This is a genomic window from Rhizobium centroccidentale (assembly GCF_030182565.1).
Taxonomy (GTDB): Bacteria; Pseudomonadota; Alphaproteobacteria; order Rhizobiales; family Rhizobiaceae; genus Rhizobium.
In genome coordinates this window covers 128,781-147,913 of the sequence record NZ_JAQJCG010000003.1, presented here as the reverse complement: position 1 = coordinate 147,913, position 19,133 = coordinate 128,781, and the positions used below count along the sequence as shown (strand labels likewise).

Genomic DNA, 19,133 nt, shown 5'->3' with positions numbered 1-19,133 from the left:
AACGGCAATGACAGGCAAGGTAATCGTTGTTGGCGCTGGCATTATCGGTGCCACCGCGGCGTTGAGATTGGTGGAGGCGGGCTGGGATGTCGCGCTTTGCGACGGCAACGCGCCGGGAAGCGAAGCGGGAGCAAGCTACGGCAATGGCGGCTGGATCAGCCCGGCGTCGATCATACCGATGAGCATGCCCGGTCTGTGGCGGAAGGTTCCCGGTTTCCTTCTCGATCGAAACGGGCCGCTGACGATCGATTGGAGATCGCTGCCGCAGCTGACACCGTGGCTGCTGCGGTTTTTGTGGGCCGGCGCCAGCAAGACCCGCGTGCGCCGGACGGCGAAATTGCTGAGCTTCCTGCTGCACGATGGCCCTGAGCGACATCTGGAACTCGCGCGAAAGACCGGACAGGAACAGCTCGTTCTTCAAAAAGGGCTGCTCTACGCCTATCCCGACCGGGCTTCCTTCGAGGCGGAAGCGCTGAGCTGGGAGCTGCGCCGAGAAAACGGCGTTGCCTATGTGGAGTGGGACGAGACCGAAATCCGGCAAAGGCTTCCGGCCCTCGGTCCTCACTATCGGTTCGCCATCTATGTGGTGAACGGTGCCCATTGCCGCGACACCGGAGGCTATGTGGCCGGCATCGTGGAAGCCGCCCGACGCAAGGGCGTGCAATTCCACCAGTCCGCCGTGACAGCCATCCTGGACGGTATGACGCCGCAGGTGGTACTTGAGGGTGGCGAGACGCTATCTGCCGACCGCATCGTCGTGGCCGCGGGCATACATTCCGGCCGCCTGCTTCGCCCGCTCGGCGTGCGCATTCCGATGCAGAGCGAACGGGGCTATCATGTGACCGTGACATCGGGGCAAACACCCTTCGAAATTCCCGTCATGCCGAGTACCGGCCGGATGGCCAACACGCCGACCAATATGGGTCTGCGCCTTTCGGGCCAGGTCGAGCTTGCCACCGTGAACAAACCTCCGAACTGGGAGCGCGCGCAGGTGCTGCAACGGCATGCCCTGGCGAGCTACCCCTATCTGGCCGCCGACAAGACACCCAACCTTCGTCTCTGGATGGGACATCGCCCGTCTACGCCCGACGGGCTTCCTGTGATCGGCCCGCTGTCGCGCCATCCCAGCCTGACCGCTGCATTCGGCCACGGGCATGTCGGCATCGCGGCAGCTCCGAAAACTGCGGATCTGGTACTCGACGCATTGGAACGTCGCATCAGCGACAATGCATGCCCTTTTCTACCCAGCCGTTTTGGGCAATGACCGATCGCGGACCCCAGGCAGACCCCGAATGAACGCCCTGATGGGAACCGAACCGATGGAGTTGCAATCATTCAAAAGGGCTGGGAAGACCCTGCGATAGGTACCCGTCCGCGATCGATAGCGGCAAGACCAACGTCGGCAAGGATGTTTCCACATCCCTCGGCGTCGTCGCTGACGAGCGGCTTACCGACGAAAACCTGCAGGAGGAGATATCTCAGGCTCCAGACGTTCCAGTTGGCCGATGATCGGTTTCGACCTAACGCCCATGATTCTCCGAGCGAATATAAACCTGCAGCGTATAACCGATGTGTTCGGTCATCAGCGCTCTGGCACGTTCCAGATCCCGGTCGAGGGCCGCGTCCATCAGTGCCGTATGATGCTCGATCGCCATGGCGTCCTGCAAAGCGGCAACCGCTTTTTCATAGCCGATCGAAAGGCCGGCAGCCGCGCGCTGCGTCGGCGCAAGACCGAGAAAACGATGGTGGCGGCGAAGTTGATCCGAGATGGTGGACTGGAAACGCTGAAGCCAGTTCGACGTTGCCGCGCTGACAAGCGCAGCGTGAAAGGCACTGTGCTTCTCATCCCATTCGTCCGCCATCTCCTCCGAGGCGGAGTCAGGCACGATCTTGCAGCGTGAGAGGCGATAATGTGCGGTGACGACAGCCGATTCCCAATCCGGGCCACCCTTCTCGATCGACTCCATGAGAAGCGGCAGTTCCACGACCATGCGCGCCCGCGTCAGGTCCTCCAGTTCGGCCCGCGATACCGGAGCGACAGCGAAGCCGCGATTGCTGATCGCAGTAACAAGCTTTTCGGCCTCCAGCCGCGACAGGGCCTCGCGAAGCGGCGTCCAGCCGAGGCCGTAGATATCCCGAAGGGCGGTCAACCGCAGGGATGCACCAGGCCTTAGCTTGGTATTGAGGATGTCGCGTCGCAACAGCCAGTAAGCCGCCTCGGTTTTGCTGAGCGCATCCTTGTCCTGCATGGTCCTCCTCCCGATCCTCCCTAGGCGCAAATTATATATAAAACTGCCATATCCCGGAATTATATATTATATATGTCCATCGTGAATATCATATATCACAAATTGACAGGCCTGCAGCACCCGCTATGATCCCTGCCCAAGAGAGCCGAAGGAACACGGCTCCTTGTCACATCCGGGAGGAAAATATGCTGAGATCCACGTCCAAATGGCTGGCCGGCCTCGCTGTCGCCGGCGCTTTCGCAGCGAGCGTTGCAACCGCATCGGCGGAGCCCATCAAGATCGCCATCGCCAACTTCGGCGAGCATCCGCAGCTCAATGCCTCGATCGCCGGCTTCAAGAAGGCTCTTGCCGACAACGGCTTCGTCGAAGGCAAGGATGTTGTCTATTCCGAAAGCAACACGAGCTTCGACGCCTCGCTTGTTCCGCAGATGATCGCCAAGCTGCAGTCCGAACATCCGAAGCTGATATATACGGTCACCACGCCGGTGTCGCAGATCGCCAAGAAGGCGCTCGCCGGCTCCGGCATTCCGATCGTCTTTACTGCCGTCACCGACCCGGTCGCCGCCAAGCTCGTTCCCTCCTGGGACGCGGGCGACGTCGGCATCACCGGCTCGAGCGATCTGCAGGACATCTCCGCGATCCTGACCTTCACCAAGAAACTGCTCCCGAATGCCAAGCGTATCGGCATTCCCTACAATCCGGGCGAGGCGAACGACGTGGCGCTGCTCGACAAGGTCAAGGCGGCCGCTCCGGCAGCCGGCTTCGAAGTGGTTCCCGTCGGTGTCGACAATGTCAACGACATCCAGCAGCGCATTGCTTCGCTCGCCGGCAAGACAGACGTGATCTACACGCCGGCCTCCAACCTCTTGCAGCCGGCAATCCCGGCCGTTGCCGCCGCCGCCCGCCAGGCACAGATCCCGATCGTCAACTCCGACGACGCTGCTGTCCGCAACGGCGTCGTTCCGGCAAGCTTTGCCGTCAATTACGAGCAGGTTGGCGAAAACGCCGGCAAGATCGCCGCGCAGATCTTGAAGGGTGCCGATCCGAAGACGATCAAGCCCTCCGTTCCTGCCTATAAGGACCATGCGCCGCTGATCAACAAGACCGTGTTGAAAGCCTTCGGCGCCGAGGTTCCAGCTTCGCTTGCCGATTGCAATTGCTTCACGAAGTAATAGGCGGCATCCTCTAGGGACCAATCCAATCCATGGCGGCGTCAGGGACGCCGCCATTTCATAACCCTATACTACAGGGAGGCACGGATGCTTGATGTCAAATCCGCGCGCAAGGTTTTCTATAAAGGCCAGCCCGACGAGAAGGTCGCGCTCAATGGCCTGACGCTCTCCCTCAAGACAGGTGAATTCGGCGTCGTGATCGGCTCGAACGGCGCGGGCAAGAGCAGCATGCTGAATGCGATTTCCGGTGCTCTCAGCCTCGATTCCGGTCAGGTTCTCATCAACGGCGATGATGTGACGAATATGCCGGTCCACAAGCGCGCCGCGCGTCTTGCCCGCGTGTTCCAGGACCCGATGAAGGGCACCGCCGCCAGCATGACGGTTGGCGAGAACATGCTTCTGGCGGAACTGCGCGGCAAGAGCAGAGGATTTCGCCCCGGCCTGAACGCCGCTCGCCTTGCCGCCTATAAAGAGCGCCTCGCCGTACTCGGCCTCGGTCTCGAAAACCGGCTGGATACCAAGGTCGAGCTGCTTTCGGGCGGGCAGCGCCAATCGCTGTCCCTCATCATGGCGGTCGGTGGCTCGCCAGACGTGCTGCTTCTCGATGAACACACAGCCGCGCTCGATCCGCGCACCGCCGATATCGTCATGCAGGCAACGGTACGCACCGTCGAGGCGCTGAAGCTGACGGCCCTGATGGTGACGCACAACATGCAGCACGCCGTCGATTTCGGCGACAGCATCATCATGCTCGATGCCGGCCGCGTTCACCTTGAAATTACCGGCGAAGGCAAGCGGCGCATCACCGTGCCCGAACTCATCGGTCACTTCGCCGTCAAGACCGACCGAATGCTGCTGGTGAGCTGAGATCATGATGGACTTCATTCAGACAACCGTTTCGAGCTTCGTCTCGCTCATCCCGGTGACGCTGGCCCAGAGCTTCATCCTGAGCTTCGTCGTCCTCGGCATCATGATCCCCTTCCGGATGCTGAGCTTTCCGGATCTGACCAGCGAAGGCGCGTTTCCGCTCGGCGGCTGCGTCTGCGGCATCCTGCTTGCCGCCGGCGTCGCACCGCCGCTGGCGATCGCCGTCGCCTTCGTCGTCGGCCTTGCCGCCGGCTGCTGCACGGCCTTCATTCACCTGCGCTTCCGTATCCATACGCTGCTTGCCGGTATCCTGATGTCGACGATGCTCTACAGCGTCAATCTCGGTATCATGGGTAAATCCAACCTCTCCGTCTTCGGCTCGCCGACCGTGTTCGACTGGGTACCCTTCACGACGCCGGGTTTTCCCGCGAGCAAGATCGTCATCGCCGGTCTGCTGGCCGTTATCGTCCTGATCGCCCTTAATCTCTACTTCAAGACGGAAAAGGGCACGGCCATGCGCGCGGTCGGCTCCAATCCCGACATGGCCGAGGCACAGGGCATCAATGTCTGGGCTGCCACCATCGGCGGCGTCGGTATCGCCAGTGCCTTTTCAGCCGCAAGCGGTGCGCTGATGGTGCAGTCGCAGGGCTTTGCCGACGTCAATATGGGTATCGGCATCCTCATCAACGGCCTTGCAGCGCTGATGATCGGCGAAGCCTTCACAGGTAAGCAGACCGTGTTGCGTCAGTTGCTGGCACCGTTCGTCGGCTCGATCATCTACTATCAGCTCGTGTCGCTGTGTCTCGCCGCCGGCATGCCGCCGCCCAACCTCAAACTCGCCACCGGCCTCTTCGTGCTGATCATGCTGGCGCTGCCGAGCATCCGCCGTAGCCGCGGGGGAGCGGTCACTCGAGAAACCATTCGCGAATAAGTTTACGAGGCAACGACATATGGATAGCCTTCCCGATCTCGCGGCCGTCGAGGCCATGGACGAGGCCGACCCGCTGCGCGCCTTACGCAGCCGCTTCGCCCTGCCCGCCGGCGTCATCTATCTCGACGGAAATTCGCTCGGTGCAGCCTCGCACGAGGTCTTTGCCGAAGTCCGCCAGGCCGCCATGGAGGAATGGGGCAACGGCCTGATCCGCAGCTGGAACAGCGCCGGATGGTTTCATCTGCCACTGGAACTGGGCGATCGTATCGGTCGGCTGATCGGCGCTGCCAACGGGCAGACTGTCGTGACCGACTCCACCTCGATCAACATCTACAAGACGCTTCATGCGGCGCTCGCGATGCGACCGGATCGCAACGTCATCGTGGCGGAGGGCGACAGTTTCCCGACCGATCTATACATGGCGGAAGGCGTCGTTTCGACGCGGCCCGGCGTCACGCTGCGTCTCGAAGGCCGCGATGCCGACACCATCGAGGAATTGATCGATGAGAACGTCGCCGCAGTCCTCGTCAATCATGTCAACTACAAGAGCGGCGAACTGCGCGACATGGCGGCGCTGACGAAGCGCATCCAGGCAGCGGGCGCACTCGTCATCTGGGATCTGTGCCATAGCGCCGGCGCCCTGCCCGTCGATCTCGATGATGCCGGTGCCGATTTCGCCGTCGGCTGCACCTACAAATATCTGAATGGCGGTCCGGGCGCGCCGGCCTTCATCTATGCGGCTAAGCGTCATCACGCCTCGATCGTCCAGCCGCTCAGTGGCTGGTGGAGCCACGCCCGTCCCTTCGCCTTCGAACAAAGCTTCGACGGTGATGCCGGCATCAAGCGTTTTCTCTGCGGCACGCAGCCGATCCTCTCCTTGCGGGCGTTGAAAGGGGCGCTCTCCATCTGGGATGAGGTGGATATGGACGCGCTGCGCCGGAAAAGCATAGCGCTGACCGATCTCTTCATCCGTTTGGTCGAAGCCAAATGCGGCCAATATGGTGTCGAGCTCGAGACGACGCGTGACAGTGAGAAGCGCGGCAGCCAGGTGTCCTTCATCCATAGCAATGCCTATGAAGTCATGCAGGCGCTGATCGAGCGCGGCGTTATCGGCGACTTCCGCGCCCCGTCGACATTGCGCTTCGGCTTCACGCCGCTCTATGTCTCATATCACGACGTCTGGCGCGCCGTGACAGTGCTTGAGGAAATCCTGAGCAGCGGATCATGGAAGGACGCGCGCTTTGCGGTGCGGGCGGCCGTGACCTGATCCACAGGCGTCGGCAGCGGGAGAGAGGAAGCAGAACATGAGCTATTTCAGGGTCACCGATTGGGACGCCGCCTATACCAACGGCGCCTATATCGTCGACGGTGATCAATGGCCGGCCGCCTGGGTCGAGCCGGCAAAATCCTTCCGTGACAGGCTGACAACCGCGGGACGCGCAGAACTCGATCTGGCCTATGGTCCCGAAGAGCGCAACCGCTTCGATCTCTTTCTGCCCGAAGGCCAGCCGCAGGGATTGGTGGTCTTCGTCCATGGCGGCTACTGGCTGCAACTGGACAAAAGCTACTGGTCGCACCTAGCCGCCGGCTCGATTGCGACCGGCTATGCCGTCGCGATCCCGTCCTATACGCTCTGCCCGGAAAATCGCATCGCCGGAATCGGCAAGGAGATCGCGGCCGCGATCACGGCAGCGGCCGAACTCGTCGGCGGCCCCGTTGTTCTGACGGGCCATTCGGCCGGCGGTCAGCTCGTAGCTCGCATGATGGCGACGACGTCGCCGCTCAACGAAGTCATCCTCAAGCGCATCCGGCATGTGCTTGCCATTTCCGGTCTTCACGACCTGCGCCCGATCATGAAGCGCAGCATGAACGCGCAGCTTCTCATCGATGACGCCGAAGCAAGGGCCGAAAGCCCTGCTTTGCTCGAGCCGGTCGAAACTGCCCGCCTTACTTGTTGGGTCGGCGGCGCCGAACGCGCCGAATTCGTCCGCCAAAACGCGCTGCTGGCCAATATCTGGACGGGGCTTGGCGCGGCGACTGAGGTCGTGGTGGAACCTGACAAGCATCATTATTCAGTTCTGGACGGCCTTATGGAGCCCGAACATCCGCTGACGCGGGCGTTGCTTGCCGAGTAGGGTCTTCGCAGTCGACCGAAAGAGGTGCCTCGGCGCTATCCGCACCGAGGGCACTCCTATTATCAGTCACGGAGATAGTGTCAGCCGTTGACCGGCGCATTCATCGCCCAGGCGACGCCGAAGGGGTCGCGGAGCTGCCCCCAGCGATCGCCCCAGAACATCACCTGCGGCTCGACGACGACTTCGGCTCCGGCATCGACGGCACGCTTCCACCAGAAATCGAGATCATCGACGACAAGCTGCATCGTGAAAGACTGCGGCTTTTCCAGCGCATGCCCATATTCCGGAAAAGCATCGCCGAGCATGACCGAGCTGCCGTTGATGTAGAGATGGATATGCATGGTCCGGCCTTTCTCGTCGACCGGATACATGAATGCCTGTTCGGCACCGAAGGCGCGCTTATAGAATTCGGCTGCCTTCACGGCACCATCCACCGTCAGATAGGCTACGACGCCGCCGCGAACCGGCACGCGTGGCTGCTGGGATTGTTCTGTTGCATCGGTCATGTTGGTCTCCTTGGAACGGTTCTTGGTGTCACGCCCTTGTCGGGGCTGACCCAAGGACGTTGGTCAACTACCCTTCCCGACAACAAGGACCAAATTTTTTAGCCTTTATTTGCGACAGCCGCCCAAGCGTTTCGGCGTTCATACATGTGCTGGTTTTCGGACACGCAAGGTCCGAGCGGGATAGGCCTCATGGAGAATTCGCGCCAGGGCATCCTCGCGCGACATTGGCCGCCCAAGCAGGAAACCCTGCACTTCATGATAACCTTCAGTCCGCAATTTCGCCAATTGCGCCTCCGTCTCGATGCCTTCGGCCAATGTCACCGCATTGAAGCCGGAGGCTATGCCAACTACGGCCCTCACGATGGCAAGATTGCCGGGATCGGCATCCATGCCGGCGACGAAACTGCGGTCGAGCTTGATCTTGTCGAAAGAGAAGGAGCGCAGATAGCTGAGCGAGGAATAACCCGTGCCGAAATCGTCGATCGCGATGCGAATACCGAGCTCTTTGAGGGCACGCAGCAGCGACAGGCTTTGCTCGACCTCGGAAAGCAGGATGGATTCCGTGACTTCGATCTCCAGGCGTCCGGGGCAAAGACCTGTCTCGCTCAGCGCCGAGACCACGGTGGCCAGCAGGCTCGCATGACGGAACTGATAGACGGACAGGTTGATGGCCACCTTCAGATGTTCCGGCCACTCCATGGCAGCCCGGCAGGCCTCCCGCAGCACCCAATCGCCGATCGGCACGATCATCCCCGTTTCTTCGGCGACGGGGATGAATTCCGCCGGCGCGATGAGCCCACGCTTGGGATGGCGCCAGCGGATCAAAGCTTCGAAGCCGGAAAGAACATCCTCGTCCAGCCGGATGATCGGCTGGTAATGAAGCTCGAGTTCGTCGTTCTGCAACGCATCACGAAGCTCCAGCGTAAGCTGATGGCGCCGTTCAGCTTCGAGCCGCATCTCCGTCTGGTAGAAGCGATAAGTCGAGCGGCCGCTTGCCTTGGCTGCATAGAGGGCCAGATCCGCATCCCGCATCAGGACATCGGCGTCGTTGCCGTGTTCAGGCGCCATGGCAATGCCGATACTGCAGGTCACATGTTCCCGCACGCCGTCGAGATCGAAGGGTGCCGAGAGCGATTGCAACAGCAGGTCGGCGAAGCGCCGGGCTCGCCCCGCATCCGTCATCCTTAAAACCAGCGCGAACTCGTCGCCGCCCAGGCGCGCAACCAGATCGCTCCTCTCGGCAAGCTGCTGGAGGCGTTCGGCAACCTGGCGCAGGAGCATGTCACCGGCGGCATGGCCTTTGCTGTCGTTGATATGCTTGAAATGATCGACATCGATGTAGAGCAGCGCGATCGGCTTTTCCGGCCTCGCAGCAGCCACCTGCCGCACGATGCTCTCGGAAAAGAAAGCTCTGTTCGGAAGGCCGGTCAGGGAATCATGCATGGCAAGATGCGCAAGCCGCGCCTCGACACTGCGTTCCGCGGTGACATCCTGGGAAATGCCGAGAACATAGCGCGGCGCTTGCCCTGACGGGGCGGGAAGCGCCCGCTTCGCTGTCTTCAGGATACGCAACACGCCATCCACCGTGTGAATGGTTTCCTCGAAGTAGACGGTTTCGGCGGTTTCGAAGGCGAGCTTGTCCTGCTCCCGGAAAAGCGCCGTCTGCTCGTCGGAAAATATCGCCCGGTCCGACTTGCCGATCATATCCTGTGCTGCCCGCCCGACGATACCGCCGCACGCCTCGTTGAACAGAATATAGCGGCCGTCGCGCTCCATATCCTTGACGAAGACGCCGACCGGGAGATTGTCGACGATGCTGTCGAGCAGCGACTGGGTGGCATCGACCTGCCGCCGTGCCGCATTGACCTCGGTGCGGTCCTGCACGATCGCCAGGATCGCCATCTTGCCGTCGAAGCGGATCTCCCGCCCATAGGTCAGAACCTCGAATGTCTCGCCATCTGCCTTCAGATGCGTCCAGCGCTGCGCCGTCTCGATGTCGGTACGGTGGTGCACGGCATCCAGCATCCGCTCGCGCTCCACAGATGGCCTGATGTCGAGCACGGTCATGACCGCGAAGTCCGAATCGCCATAGCCATAGAGATCGCGGGCCGCATCGTTGACGATCAGAAACTTCAACGTCTGCGGATCATAGACCCACATCGGTGACGGATGCGTCTTGAAAAGCGACCGAAAATCGTCGTTCGGGGCGTCGGGCCAAACGGAATTCATAGGAAGGTCGACCTTGCCAATTCGAGTTTGAAGATTAGCGAATTGGACATTGATAGACGAAAAAACTAAATAAAATCAAAATAGTAACGAGATTAAACTTTAGGCAAAAGCCTATCGAATATGCAACGACAGGCTTTATTCCCTTTGCCCCGTTTCATCGATATGAGATCGCAAATGCCGTAAGGTTCAAAGTCCCGCCCTGCCGATCGCATGGATGACGCCGTGAAGCTCCCCAAGACCTTTCAGGCGGCCGATGAGGGAATAGCCGGGATTGGTCGGCTTATCGATATCATCGCCGATAAGATGTCCGTGGTCCGGCCGCATCGGGATCATATGGTCTTCCCGCCCCTCTTTGCGACGCCGCGCCTCCTCCACGAGCAATGTGCGCAGAATGGCATACATATCGCTGCGTCCCTCCAAATGGGAGGCTTCCACGAAGGATCCATCGGCTTCGATCGCAACGTCGCGCAGATGCGCGAAATTGATGCGGGAGGCAAATTCGCGGGCGATCGCCAGCACATCATTGTCGGCACGGGAGCCGAGAGAGCCGACACAGAGCGTCAAACCGTTGGCCGGATCATCGACAATGCCCAGAATGCGGCGCAGGTCTGCCGCCGTCGACACGACACGCGGCAGGCCGAAGAGCGAAATCGGCGGATCGTCTGGATGAATCGCAAGCCTGGCACCGAATTCGGCAGCAACCGGCACGACCTCCCGCAGAAAAGCGTCGAGATTGGCCTGGAGATCTTCTGCTGTCATTCCGTCGAAAAGGGCGATGGCAGAGCGGATGGCTTCGCGGCCATAGCTGTCCTCGCCGCCGGGAAGGCCGGCGATGATGTTATTCTCCAGCCGTTGCACGGCCGCTGGCGAGAGCTCCTTCAGCCGCTCCTCGGCGCGCCGTAGCAGACCCGGTGCATAATTTTCTTCTGCACCCTTCCTGCGAAGGACGAAGACGTCATAGGCGACGAACTCGGCCATGTCGAAGCGCAATGCGAGTGCGGTGTTCGGCATTTCGAAGCGCAGATCCGTACGGGTCCAGTCGACGACGGGCATGAAATTATAGCAGACGGTTTTGATGCCGGAGCGGGCGAGATTGGCAAGGCTGTCCTTCCAGACGCCGATCGCGGCCTTTGCCCCTGCCCCGCCAAGCTTTATCGCGCTTGGTACCGGGATCGATTCACAGACGCTCCAGCGCAGCCCCGCCGCTTCCACCAGCGCCTTTCGCGCCTCGATTTCGGCCGGAGTCCAGACGCGTGAATGGGAAACTTCATGCAATGCCGTGACGATGCCCGTCGCGCCGGCCTGGCGGGCATGCAAAAGCGGAACGAGATCTTTCGGACCAAACCAACGCCAGCAGCTTTCCATGCGACACCCCTCCATTTGTCGGTCAAAATACCGCTGAAAAGCGAAATGTCCATCATTCTCTATCACTTGACACCCGTTATTGACCAACAATATGCTTTCAACAACGGAGGAGCGACGGTGGCGAAAACCGCTGATATCGAGGATAGAGGTTCAGCAGTCGATCAGGTGGTCGACGCATTGCGACGACTGATGCGCGAGCGCAATCTCGGTCTCGGAGACGCACTGCCCTCGGAAGCCGAACTTGCGTCCATGTTCAATGCCAGCCGCAATACGGTGCGCGAAGCGATTCGCATCCTGAAGGCCTATGGCATTGTCGAAAGCCGCCAGAAGGTCGGCGCGGTGATTACGGATCGTCGCCAGCAGGCACTGATGGACCTCTTCTCCTTCGCTATCGACATCTCGGCAGAAAGCTTTCTCGATATCCAGGGGTTTCGGCGCCTCATCGAGGTCAATCTCAGTGATCTTCTGTTCGAAGCTGCCGATGAAACCGCCATCGACAGGCTGAGCTCCATCAACGACGCGATGAAGGCCGCATCGACATTGGCCGAGGCTGCGGAACTTGATTTCAGGTTTCATGCCGCCCTTGTCGGCTTCGCCGGCAATCAGACCTTGTCACAAGTCTATGGCATTCTGCAGCCATTGTTGCAGCGCCTGATGGAGGCGGGAAAGCGCTCACGCGAGGCGGTCGACAGCGCCTATCATGACCATCGCGCCATCATCGAAGCGTTGGAACAACGGGATCGAATCGCTTACGCCTATCACATGAACCGCCACCTGCAGGCGGGCCTGCAGTTCATCGCGCCAAAGGCTGTTTGAGACATCCATTTCATCACGGATACATGACATGAAAAGACAGACGCTCGACACCGGCTGGACCATCTCGCGCCTTCGCGCGCCCTCCAGCGCACCGGCCCTGCCCAATTCGATCCCCGCGACCGTGCCGGGCGATGTGCATCTCGACCTGATGGCGGCGCAGCTGATCACCGATCCCTATCTCGACGTCAACGAGATCTCGCAGGACTGGATTGGGCGTTCCGCCTGGCGTTACCGCCTGGCCTTCGATTGGGATGGCGAAGACGCCGAGCGCATTGATCTTTCCTGCCTTGGCCTCGACACGGCGGCACGCCTGGAACTGAACGGCAGTTTGCTTGGCGAAACCCGCAATATGCATCGCAGCTACCGCTTCGGCATCGGCGATCACCTGAAAAGCGGCCGCAACGAGCTGATCGTCGATTTCCAATCCGCCTATGAACATGGCGAGGAAGTCCGCAAGCAGCTGGGCAGCGCCGCCGATATCCCCCAGAATTATCCCGGCCCGAGCAATCTCATCCGCAAGATGGCCTGCAATTTTGGTTGGGACTGGGGCCCGACCGTCGTCACTTCGGGCATCTGGAAACCGGTCATCATCGAGAGCTGGTCGAAGGCCCGTCTCGGCAGCGTCCGCCCGGAAATCACCCTGCAAGGCAGCCAGGGCGTCGCACGCCTGCAGGTCGAAATCGAATGGGCCGACAAGGGCACGGATAGCGCGGCGCTCGTGCTCTCCGTCGGCGGCAAGCGCTCGGAAGTGCGCGTCGCGCAAGGCGAGACCCACGCGCTGATCGAATGCCGGATCGACAATCCGCAGGTCTGGTGGCCGCATGGCATGGGCGGCCAGCCGCTTTACGATCTCGACCTGCAGCTGCTCGGCTCTGATGGTGCATCACTCGACGGCTGGAAGCGGCGCGTCGGCTTCCGCTCCGTGCGGCTGGATACGACGCCGGACGAGATCGGCTCCGCCTTCACGCTTGTCGTCAACGACGTGCCGGTCTTTGCCCGCGGCGCCAACTGGATCCCCGACGATTGCTTCCTGCCGCGCGTGACGCGCGAGCGCTACCGTGAGCGGATCGCCCAGGCGCGCGATGCCAATATGAACATGCTGCGCGTCTGGGGCGGCGGCATCTATGAGACCGATACGTTCTACGAGGAATGCGATGCCGCCGGCATCATGGTCTGGCAGGATTTCTTGTTTGCCTGCGCCACCTATCCCGAAGAAGAGCCCGTCTACAGCGAGGTCGAGGCGGAAGCGCGCGAAGCGATCACAAGGCTCATGCCCTATGCCTCGCTGGTCATCTGGAACGGCAATAACGAGAATATCTGGGGCTATTTCGACTGGGGCTGGCAGGATGTGCTCGGCAACCGCCCCTGGGGCGCCGGCTACTATCTCGATCTGCTGCCGAAGCTTGTGGCCGAAATCGACCCGACCCGACCCTATTGGCCGGGCAGCCCCTATTCCGGTTCCATGGAAATCGCCCCGAATGCGGACGAGCACGGTTGCAGACACATATGGGACGTCTGGAACGAGGTGGGCTATGAGACTTACCGCAACTACATCCCGCGCTTCTGCTCCGAATTCGGCTGGCAGGCTCCGCCGACCTTCGCAACCCTTGCCCAATCCGTTCGCGAGAAGGATCGCACCCCGGCCTCTCCCGCGGTCCTGCATCACCAGAAGGCAACCGGCGGCAATGACAAGCTACTGCAGGGGTTGGAAGGCTGGTTTCCCCACCCGCAAAATTTCGACGACTGGCTCTTCGTCACCCAGCTGAACCAGGCGCGCGCGATCAGCTTCGGCATCGACCACATGCGCTCGCATCGGCCGACCTGCATGGGCACGATCGTCTGGCAGCTCAACGATTGCTGGCCGGTGACCTCCTGGGCGGCCGTCGATGGCGCTGGCCGGAAGAAGCCGCTCTGGTATGCCTTGAAGCATAGCTACGCGCCGCATCTCCTCACCATCCAGCCGCGCGGCGATGGGCTGGCCGCCGTTGCCGTCAATGACGCAACGCTATTCTGGCGCGTGCCGTTCACAGTCGAGCGCTTCGATTTCAACGGCAAGCTGCTCGCCCGTCATCACGTCTGGCGCATCCTATGCGATCGTTTCGAAAATGCGGATATCGAGATCCCGACCGAGGTCGCGACCCCAAGCGATCCGCGCCGCGAATATCTGCGCGCCCGTCTCGGCGATGCCGAAGCCTGGTGGTTCTTCGAAAAGGACATGCAGCTGCAATATCCGCAGGCTCGCTTCGACATCGAGACCATCCAGACGGTGGACGGTGTTGCAGTCACCATCACGGCGCAGTCGTTCCTGCGGGATGTCTGCCTGTTCGTCGATCGCATCAATCCGAATGCCGAGGTCGACGAGATGTTGGTCAATCTCGCGCCGGGCGAAAGCAGGACATTCAAGGTCAAAGCCATCTCCAAGGAAGCCTTCGACGATGCCGATCTTTCGTCAATCCTTCGCACGGCCAACCAGATTGCGGAGCTTCCACATCACTGAAACCGGGTGCTCTCTCACGGAAAAGATCCGGCGCATTGCGCCGGATCGAGGCCTGTATTTTCCGTAAGCCGTCACAAAAGATTGCGCTGGTGAATGGCGAATTGCCTCCTATGATCGGGCGCCGCCTTGTGATCTAGTGCCCCTCATCCGATCCATGAATCAGCGAGATCACGCTTATGTCCTCGGACACCAATCGCAGCTTTCAAACGCCCCGCCGCGAAGAACTTGGCCTCATCACACTCGGCAATACCGCCGGCCTTTCGGCTTCGGCCCTGCCGAATGGCACGCTGTTTTCGATCGACTTTGCCGACCAGCAGGGCGGCGTCATGATCAATCAGGTGCTCGGGTCGCCTGTCTATGGCGGCATTGGCCGGCTCTATCTGCGCGTCGGCGGGCCTAAGCCGGCGACGGCCGAAATCGTTGGTCCGAAAGCTGCCGTGCAGTTCGGCCATGGCAGAACCGGCTTTTCCTGGAGCGGCGTGACGGCCGGGGTCAGACATACGGTCAGCCTGCGGTTGCACCCGAACGAGACCGCATGGTTCTGGCAAATTTCGCTGGAAAACAGCACCAATGCGACGCTTTCGGCCGATCTCATCCTGGTTCAGGATGTCGGCCTCGGCGATCGTGGCTTCCTGATGAACAGCGAAGCCTATGCCTCGCAATATATCGATCACCACATTGCCAACCACGCCGCCTTCGGTTCTGTCATCATGGTCAGGCAGAACCTCAAGCAGGGTGGCGGACGAAATCCGTGGCTTGCTCAGGGTTGCCTCCAAGGTGCGGCGGCCTACGCGACGGATGCAATCCAGCTCCTCGTGCCCTCCAAGAACAATGATGACGTCATGGTGCCGGATTTCGGCGCCAGCCTTCCGAGCGTGCGCCGCCAGCATGAGGTCGCCTGCCCGACAATCCAGTCGAAGCCGCTTTCCCTTGCAGCAGGTGCATCAGCGACCACGACCTTCTTCGGGCTCTTCATCGCCGATCATCCGGCCGCTTCCAGCGATGCCGATCTTGCCAATCTCGATGGCCTGCCGGCGCTTCAAAGTGAGCTGGCAGCGGAGACGATATCAGCTGGACAACCAGTGCGCAGCCTCGTGCAGGACGCGCCGCTTGCCGAAAGCGACGATCTGGATCAAGCCGCGATCGATGAGCTCTACCCACAGCGTATGCTGGAAGAACATGCCGATGGAAAGCTGATCTCCTTCTTCGTACCCGACGGGCCGCATAACAGGCACATCGTGCTGCGCGAAAAAGAGCGGCAGGTGGCGCGCCGCCACGGTGCCATCGTTCGCAGCGGCCAGAACATGCTGCTCGACGACCAGACACTGGCCGCCACCTGCTGGATGCAGGGCATCTTCGCGGCGCAGCTGACCATCGGCAACACGTCTTTCCACAAGCTGTTTTCGGTGTCGCGCGATCCCTACAATCTGACCCGGTCGAGCGGGCTGCGCATCCTCGTTGATCTCGGCGATGGCTGGCGCCTGCTTGGCGTGCCTGCCGCCTTCGAGATGGGCTTGAGCGACACGCGTTGGATCTACCTCCTTCCCGGCCGCACCATTATCGTTTCGGCAATCGCCTCCGGCGACGACCCGGCGATGCAATGGAGCGTTTCCGTAGAGGGCGCCGCCTGCCGCTTCCTCGTCTTCGGTCAAATCGTGCTTGGCGAACGTGATTATGAAGCCGTGGCGAATATCACGGTCGATACGGCGGCCAAGCGCATTTCCTTCCGCCCGCAGCCGTCCTGGCTGTGGGACCGGTATCCGAAGGCTGGATACCATCTCGTCACCTCGACCCCGGATGCGTTCGACGCCGTTGGCGGCGATGAACTGCTCTATAGCGATGGCACCGCCCGCAACGGCCCATTCATCGCCCTGAAATCGCATCCAACGAAGGAGTTGCGCTTTGCCGTCACGGGTTCGATGACCGATCCGGAGGCGGCCGAGGCCCTTGCCGCGCGCTACAGTGCCGGTGTCGAAAGCGAAGAGATGCTGGCGCCGGCGCGCCGCTTCTGGAGCCATGTGACGCGGGGCGCACGCATCGAGGGTGATGGCCGCGATGTGGCGGCGCAGGCCGTCATGCTGCCCTGGATCGCGCATGACGCGATCGTCCATTTGAGCGTGCCGCATGGGCTTGAACAATATACGGGAGCTGCCTGGGGCACGCGTGACGTCTGCCAGGGTCCGATCGAATTCCTGCTGGCCTACGAGCATGACGAAGAGGTGCGGCAGATCCTTTTGACGCTCTTTTCCGAGCAGTATCGCGATCGCGGCGACTGGCCGCAATGGTTCATGCTCGAGCCTTATGCCAATATCCGCGCCGGCGAGGCGCATGGCGATATCGTTGTCTGGCCGCTGAAGGCGCTCTGCGATTACATCGAGGCGACCGGCGATATTACCTTCCTCGCCGAAACGGTGCCGTGGCGCGCCGACGACACCATGCAGCTAACCTCGGAACGCGCAACGATCTCCGATCACATCGAGAAACTGCTGGACACCGTGCGCAGCCGCTTCGTGCCGGGCACGAGCCTGATCCGCTACGGTGAAGGCGACTGGAACGACAGCCTGCAGCCAGCCGATCCGCATTTGCGCGACTGGATGGTCAGCAGCTGGACGGTATCGCTGCTTTACGAGCAGCTGGTGCGCTACGCCAACATCCTGACGCTTGCCAGCCGCAATGAGGAAGCGCAGTCGCTTCAGGCAACCGCCGTTGCCATGCGCGCCGATTTCAACAGGCTCCTGATGCGCGACGGCATCGTCGCTGGCTACGGCGTCTTCGATCCGAGCCATGATAGCGTCGAATTGCTGCTGCATCCAGAGGATACCCGCACCGGCCTGCATTATTCGCTGATCGCGATGACGCAGCCGATGATCGGCGGCCTCTTCACGCCGGATCAGCGCCACGCCCACATGAAGATCATCCGCGAGAACCTGCTGTTCCCGGACGGTGTGCGGCTGATGGAAAAGCCGGCAACCTATTCCGGTGGTCCGGAAAAACTCTTCCGGCGTGCCGAATCCTCGTCCTTTTTCGGTCGCGAGATCGGGCTCATGTATGTGCATGCGCATCTTCGCTACTGCGAAGCCTTGGCGCTCGAAGACGATGCCGAAGCCGTATGGGCGGCACTCGCGCTCGCCAATCCGATCGCCGTCAGCGGCCGGGTGGAACATGCGTCGCTCCGCCAGCGCAACACCTATTTCAGCAGCAGCGACGCGGCCTTCGACGACCGCTATCAGGCATCCGCGGAATGGGCACGCGTCAAGGCGGGCGATATCGCCGTCGATGGCGGCTGGCGCATCTATTCGAGCGGCCCCGGCCTCTATACCAAGAGCCTGATCGGCAACATCTTCGGCTTCAAGCGGCAATTCGGCCAGCGCATCCGCAAGCCGCTCCTGCCGGCCTCGATCGGCGCCTGCGACGTCAAGCTGGATTTCAAGGCCTGAGCAGCGGCGAATGGCAAGAGGGGCAGCAGCGCCGGCTCCTTTTGCCAGCCTGGGATAGTCGCCAACACCTCTGGGAGTGCCTTCTTGCCGCCGTGGACCTTCTGGTTAACCGAATCGGCTAAGCTCATGCGGATGTGCAAAGCCCGGAGGCGGATTTGGAAACGGCGCTCTATCTCCCGATCAAGTCATTTCTCGAAGCCGCCGGCTATGCGGTGAAAGGCGAGATCGGCGGCTGCGACCTCGTGGGACTGACTGATGGCGAGCCGCCGGTCGTCGTCATCTGCGAGCTGAAGATGACCTTTAATCTCGAACTCATCCTGCAGGCAGTGGATCGCGCCGCTGCCAGCGACGAAGTTTGGATTGCCGCCCGCGTCTCGACAAAGGGCAAGGGGCGGGAAGGCGATCGCCGGTTCCGCGACCTTTGCCGAAGGCTGGGCTTCGGCATGCTCGCGGTATCCGACAATGACCTGGTCGACATCGTCGTCAGCCCCGTCTCGCCGATGCCCCGCAAGAATGCACGGCGCAGATCACGCCTTGTCGACGAACATCGCCGACGCAAGGGTGACCCGGCACTTGGCGGCAGCACGCGTAAGCCGATCATGACCGCCTATCGCCAGCAGGCCCTTGCCTGCGCCGCCGCCATCGAAAACGGCGTGCAACGCCCGAAGGATATGCGCGAAGCGGCACCGAAGGCCCCACAAATTCTAAGGGATAATGTCTATGGCTGGTTCGAGCGCATCGACCGCGGCATTTACGCACTGACGGAGCTTGGAACAGAGGCCCTCAAGCGCTGGCCGGCAGCGCAGCTTTAAATATGGAAAATTTCCGGTCGACCAACATTAAATTCATGTAATATCTTAAAATTTTGCAATAAAAACATGATCAATATTTAATTTGTAAAAGTTTTCTGGCGGATCATATTAACACCA

At 61.0% G+C, this 19,133-nt stretch carries 14 protein-coding genes; 10 read left to right on the top strand and 4 right to left on the bottom strand.

Going from position 1 to position 19,133, the window contains the following annotated elements; all coding sequences use genetic code 11:
* Positions 1–7: 7 nt before the first annotated feature.
* On the top strand, positions 8–1,264 hold the full coding sequence (locus PH562_RS04595) for an NAD(P)/FAD-dependent oxidoreductase (protein WP_285171768.1): 1,257 nt from the start codon (positions 8–10) through the stop codon (positions 1,262–1,264).
* A 256-nt stretch (positions 1,265–1,520) separates the two neighbouring features.
* On the opposite strand, the gene PH562_RS04590 is transcribed toward PH562_RS04595, so the two are convergent.
* Positions 1,521–2,249: a GntR family transcriptional regulator gene (locus PH562_RS04590; RefSeq protein WP_285171767.1), complete on the bottom strand. Its 729-nt coding sequence runs from the start codon at positions 2,247–2,249 to the stop codon at positions 1,521–1,523.
* 185 nt (positions 2,250–2,434) lie between these two features.
* Here PH562_RS04590 and PH562_RS04585 point away from each other — a divergent pair, with 185 nt between their 5' ends.
* The 5 genes from PH562_RS04585 (at position 2,435) to PH562_RS04565 (ending at position 7,354) form a co-directional block, all read left to right on the top strand.
* Positions 2,435–3,421, top strand: a complete 987-nt coding sequence (locus PH562_RS04585; RefSeq protein ID WP_285171766.1) for an ABC transporter substrate-binding protein — start codon at positions 2,435–2,437, stop codon at positions 3,419–3,421.
* Positions 3,422–3,508: 87 nt separating this feature from the next.
* On the top strand, positions 3,509–4,288 hold the full coding sequence (locus PH562_RS04580; RefSeq protein ID WP_285171765.1) for an ABC transporter ATP-binding protein: 780 nt from the start codon (positions 3,509–3,511) through the stop codon (positions 4,286–4,288).
* A gap of 7 nt (positions 4,289–4,295) precedes the next feature.
* Positions 4,296–5,219 (top strand): ABC transporter permease, encoded by a 924-nt coding sequence (locus PH562_RS04575; RefSeq protein ID WP_285172158.1) that lies wholly within the window; start codon positions 4,296–4,298, stop codon positions 5,217–5,219.
* A 19-nt stretch (positions 5,220–5,238) separates the two neighbouring features.
* The gene (kynU, locus tag PH562_RS04570) at positions 5,239–6,486 is read left to right on the top strand and encodes a kynureninase (protein ID WP_285171764.1); all 1,248 of its coding nucleotides are present in this window, start codon (positions 5,239–5,241) and stop codon (positions 6,484–6,486) included.
* A gap of 37 nt (positions 6,487–6,523) precedes the next feature.
* A complete protein-coding gene (locus PH562_RS04565; RefSeq protein ID WP_285171763.1) occupies positions 6,524–7,354 on the top strand; it encodes an alpha/beta hydrolase in 831 nt (276 codons plus the stop codon).
* Between the two features lie 80 nt (positions 7,355–7,434).
* On the opposite strand, the gene PH562_RS04560 is transcribed toward PH562_RS04565, so the two are convergent.
* The 3 genes from PH562_RS04560 to uxuA all read right to left on the bottom strand — a co-directional run bounded on the left by PH562_RS04560 (position 7,435) and on the right by uxuA (position 11,454).
* Positions 7,435–7,860, bottom strand: a complete 426-nt coding sequence (locus PH562_RS04560; protein WP_095436986.1) for a VOC family protein — start codon at positions 7,858–7,860, stop codon at positions 7,435–7,437.
* 138 nt (positions 7,861–7,998) lie between these two features.
* Positions 7,999–10,089 carry a putative bifunctional diguanylate cyclase/phosphodiesterase gene (locus PH562_RS04555; RefSeq protein WP_285171762.1) on the bottom strand — a complete coding sequence of 697 codons (2,091 nt, stop codon included), beginning with the start codon at positions 10,087–10,089 and terminating at the stop codon, positions 7,999–8,001.
* A 186-nt stretch (positions 10,090–10,275) separates the two neighbouring features.
* Positions 10,276–11,454 (bottom strand): mannonate dehydratase, encoded by a 1,179-nt coding sequence (gene uxuA / locus PH562_RS04550; protein WP_285171761.1) that lies wholly within the window; start codon positions 11,452–11,454, stop codon positions 10,276–10,278.
* A 117-nt stretch (positions 11,455–11,571) separates the two neighbouring features.
* Between uxuA and PH562_RS04545 the strand changes: the two genes are divergently transcribed.
* The 4 genes from PH562_RS04545 to PH562_RS04530 all read left to right on the top strand — a co-directional run bounded on the left by PH562_RS04545 (position 11,572) and on the right by PH562_RS04530 (position 19,016).
* A complete protein-coding gene (locus PH562_RS04545; RefSeq protein ID WP_285171760.1) occupies positions 11,572–12,270 on the top strand; it encodes a FadR/GntR family transcriptional regulator in 699 nt (232 codons plus the stop codon).
* 28 nt (positions 12,271–12,298) lie between these two features.
* On the top strand, positions 12,299–14,767 hold the full coding sequence (locus PH562_RS04540; protein ID WP_285171759.1) for a glycoside hydrolase family 2 protein: 2,469 nt from the start codon (positions 12,299–12,301) through the stop codon (positions 14,765–14,767).
* A 176-nt stretch (positions 14,768–14,943) separates the two neighbouring features.
* Complete coding sequence (locus tag PH562_RS04535) at positions 14,944–18,204, top strand: GH36-type glycosyl hydrolase domain-containing protein (RefSeq protein WP_285171758.1); 3,261 nt, start codon at positions 14,944–14,946, stop codon at positions 18,202–18,204.
* Between the two features lie 155 nt (positions 18,205–18,359).
* A complete protein-coding gene (locus PH562_RS04530) occupies positions 18,360–19,016 on the top strand; it encodes a DUF2161 domain-containing phosphodiesterase (RefSeq protein WP_285171757.1) in 657 nt (218 codons plus the stop codon).
* Positions 19,017–19,133: the final 117 nt, after the last annotated feature.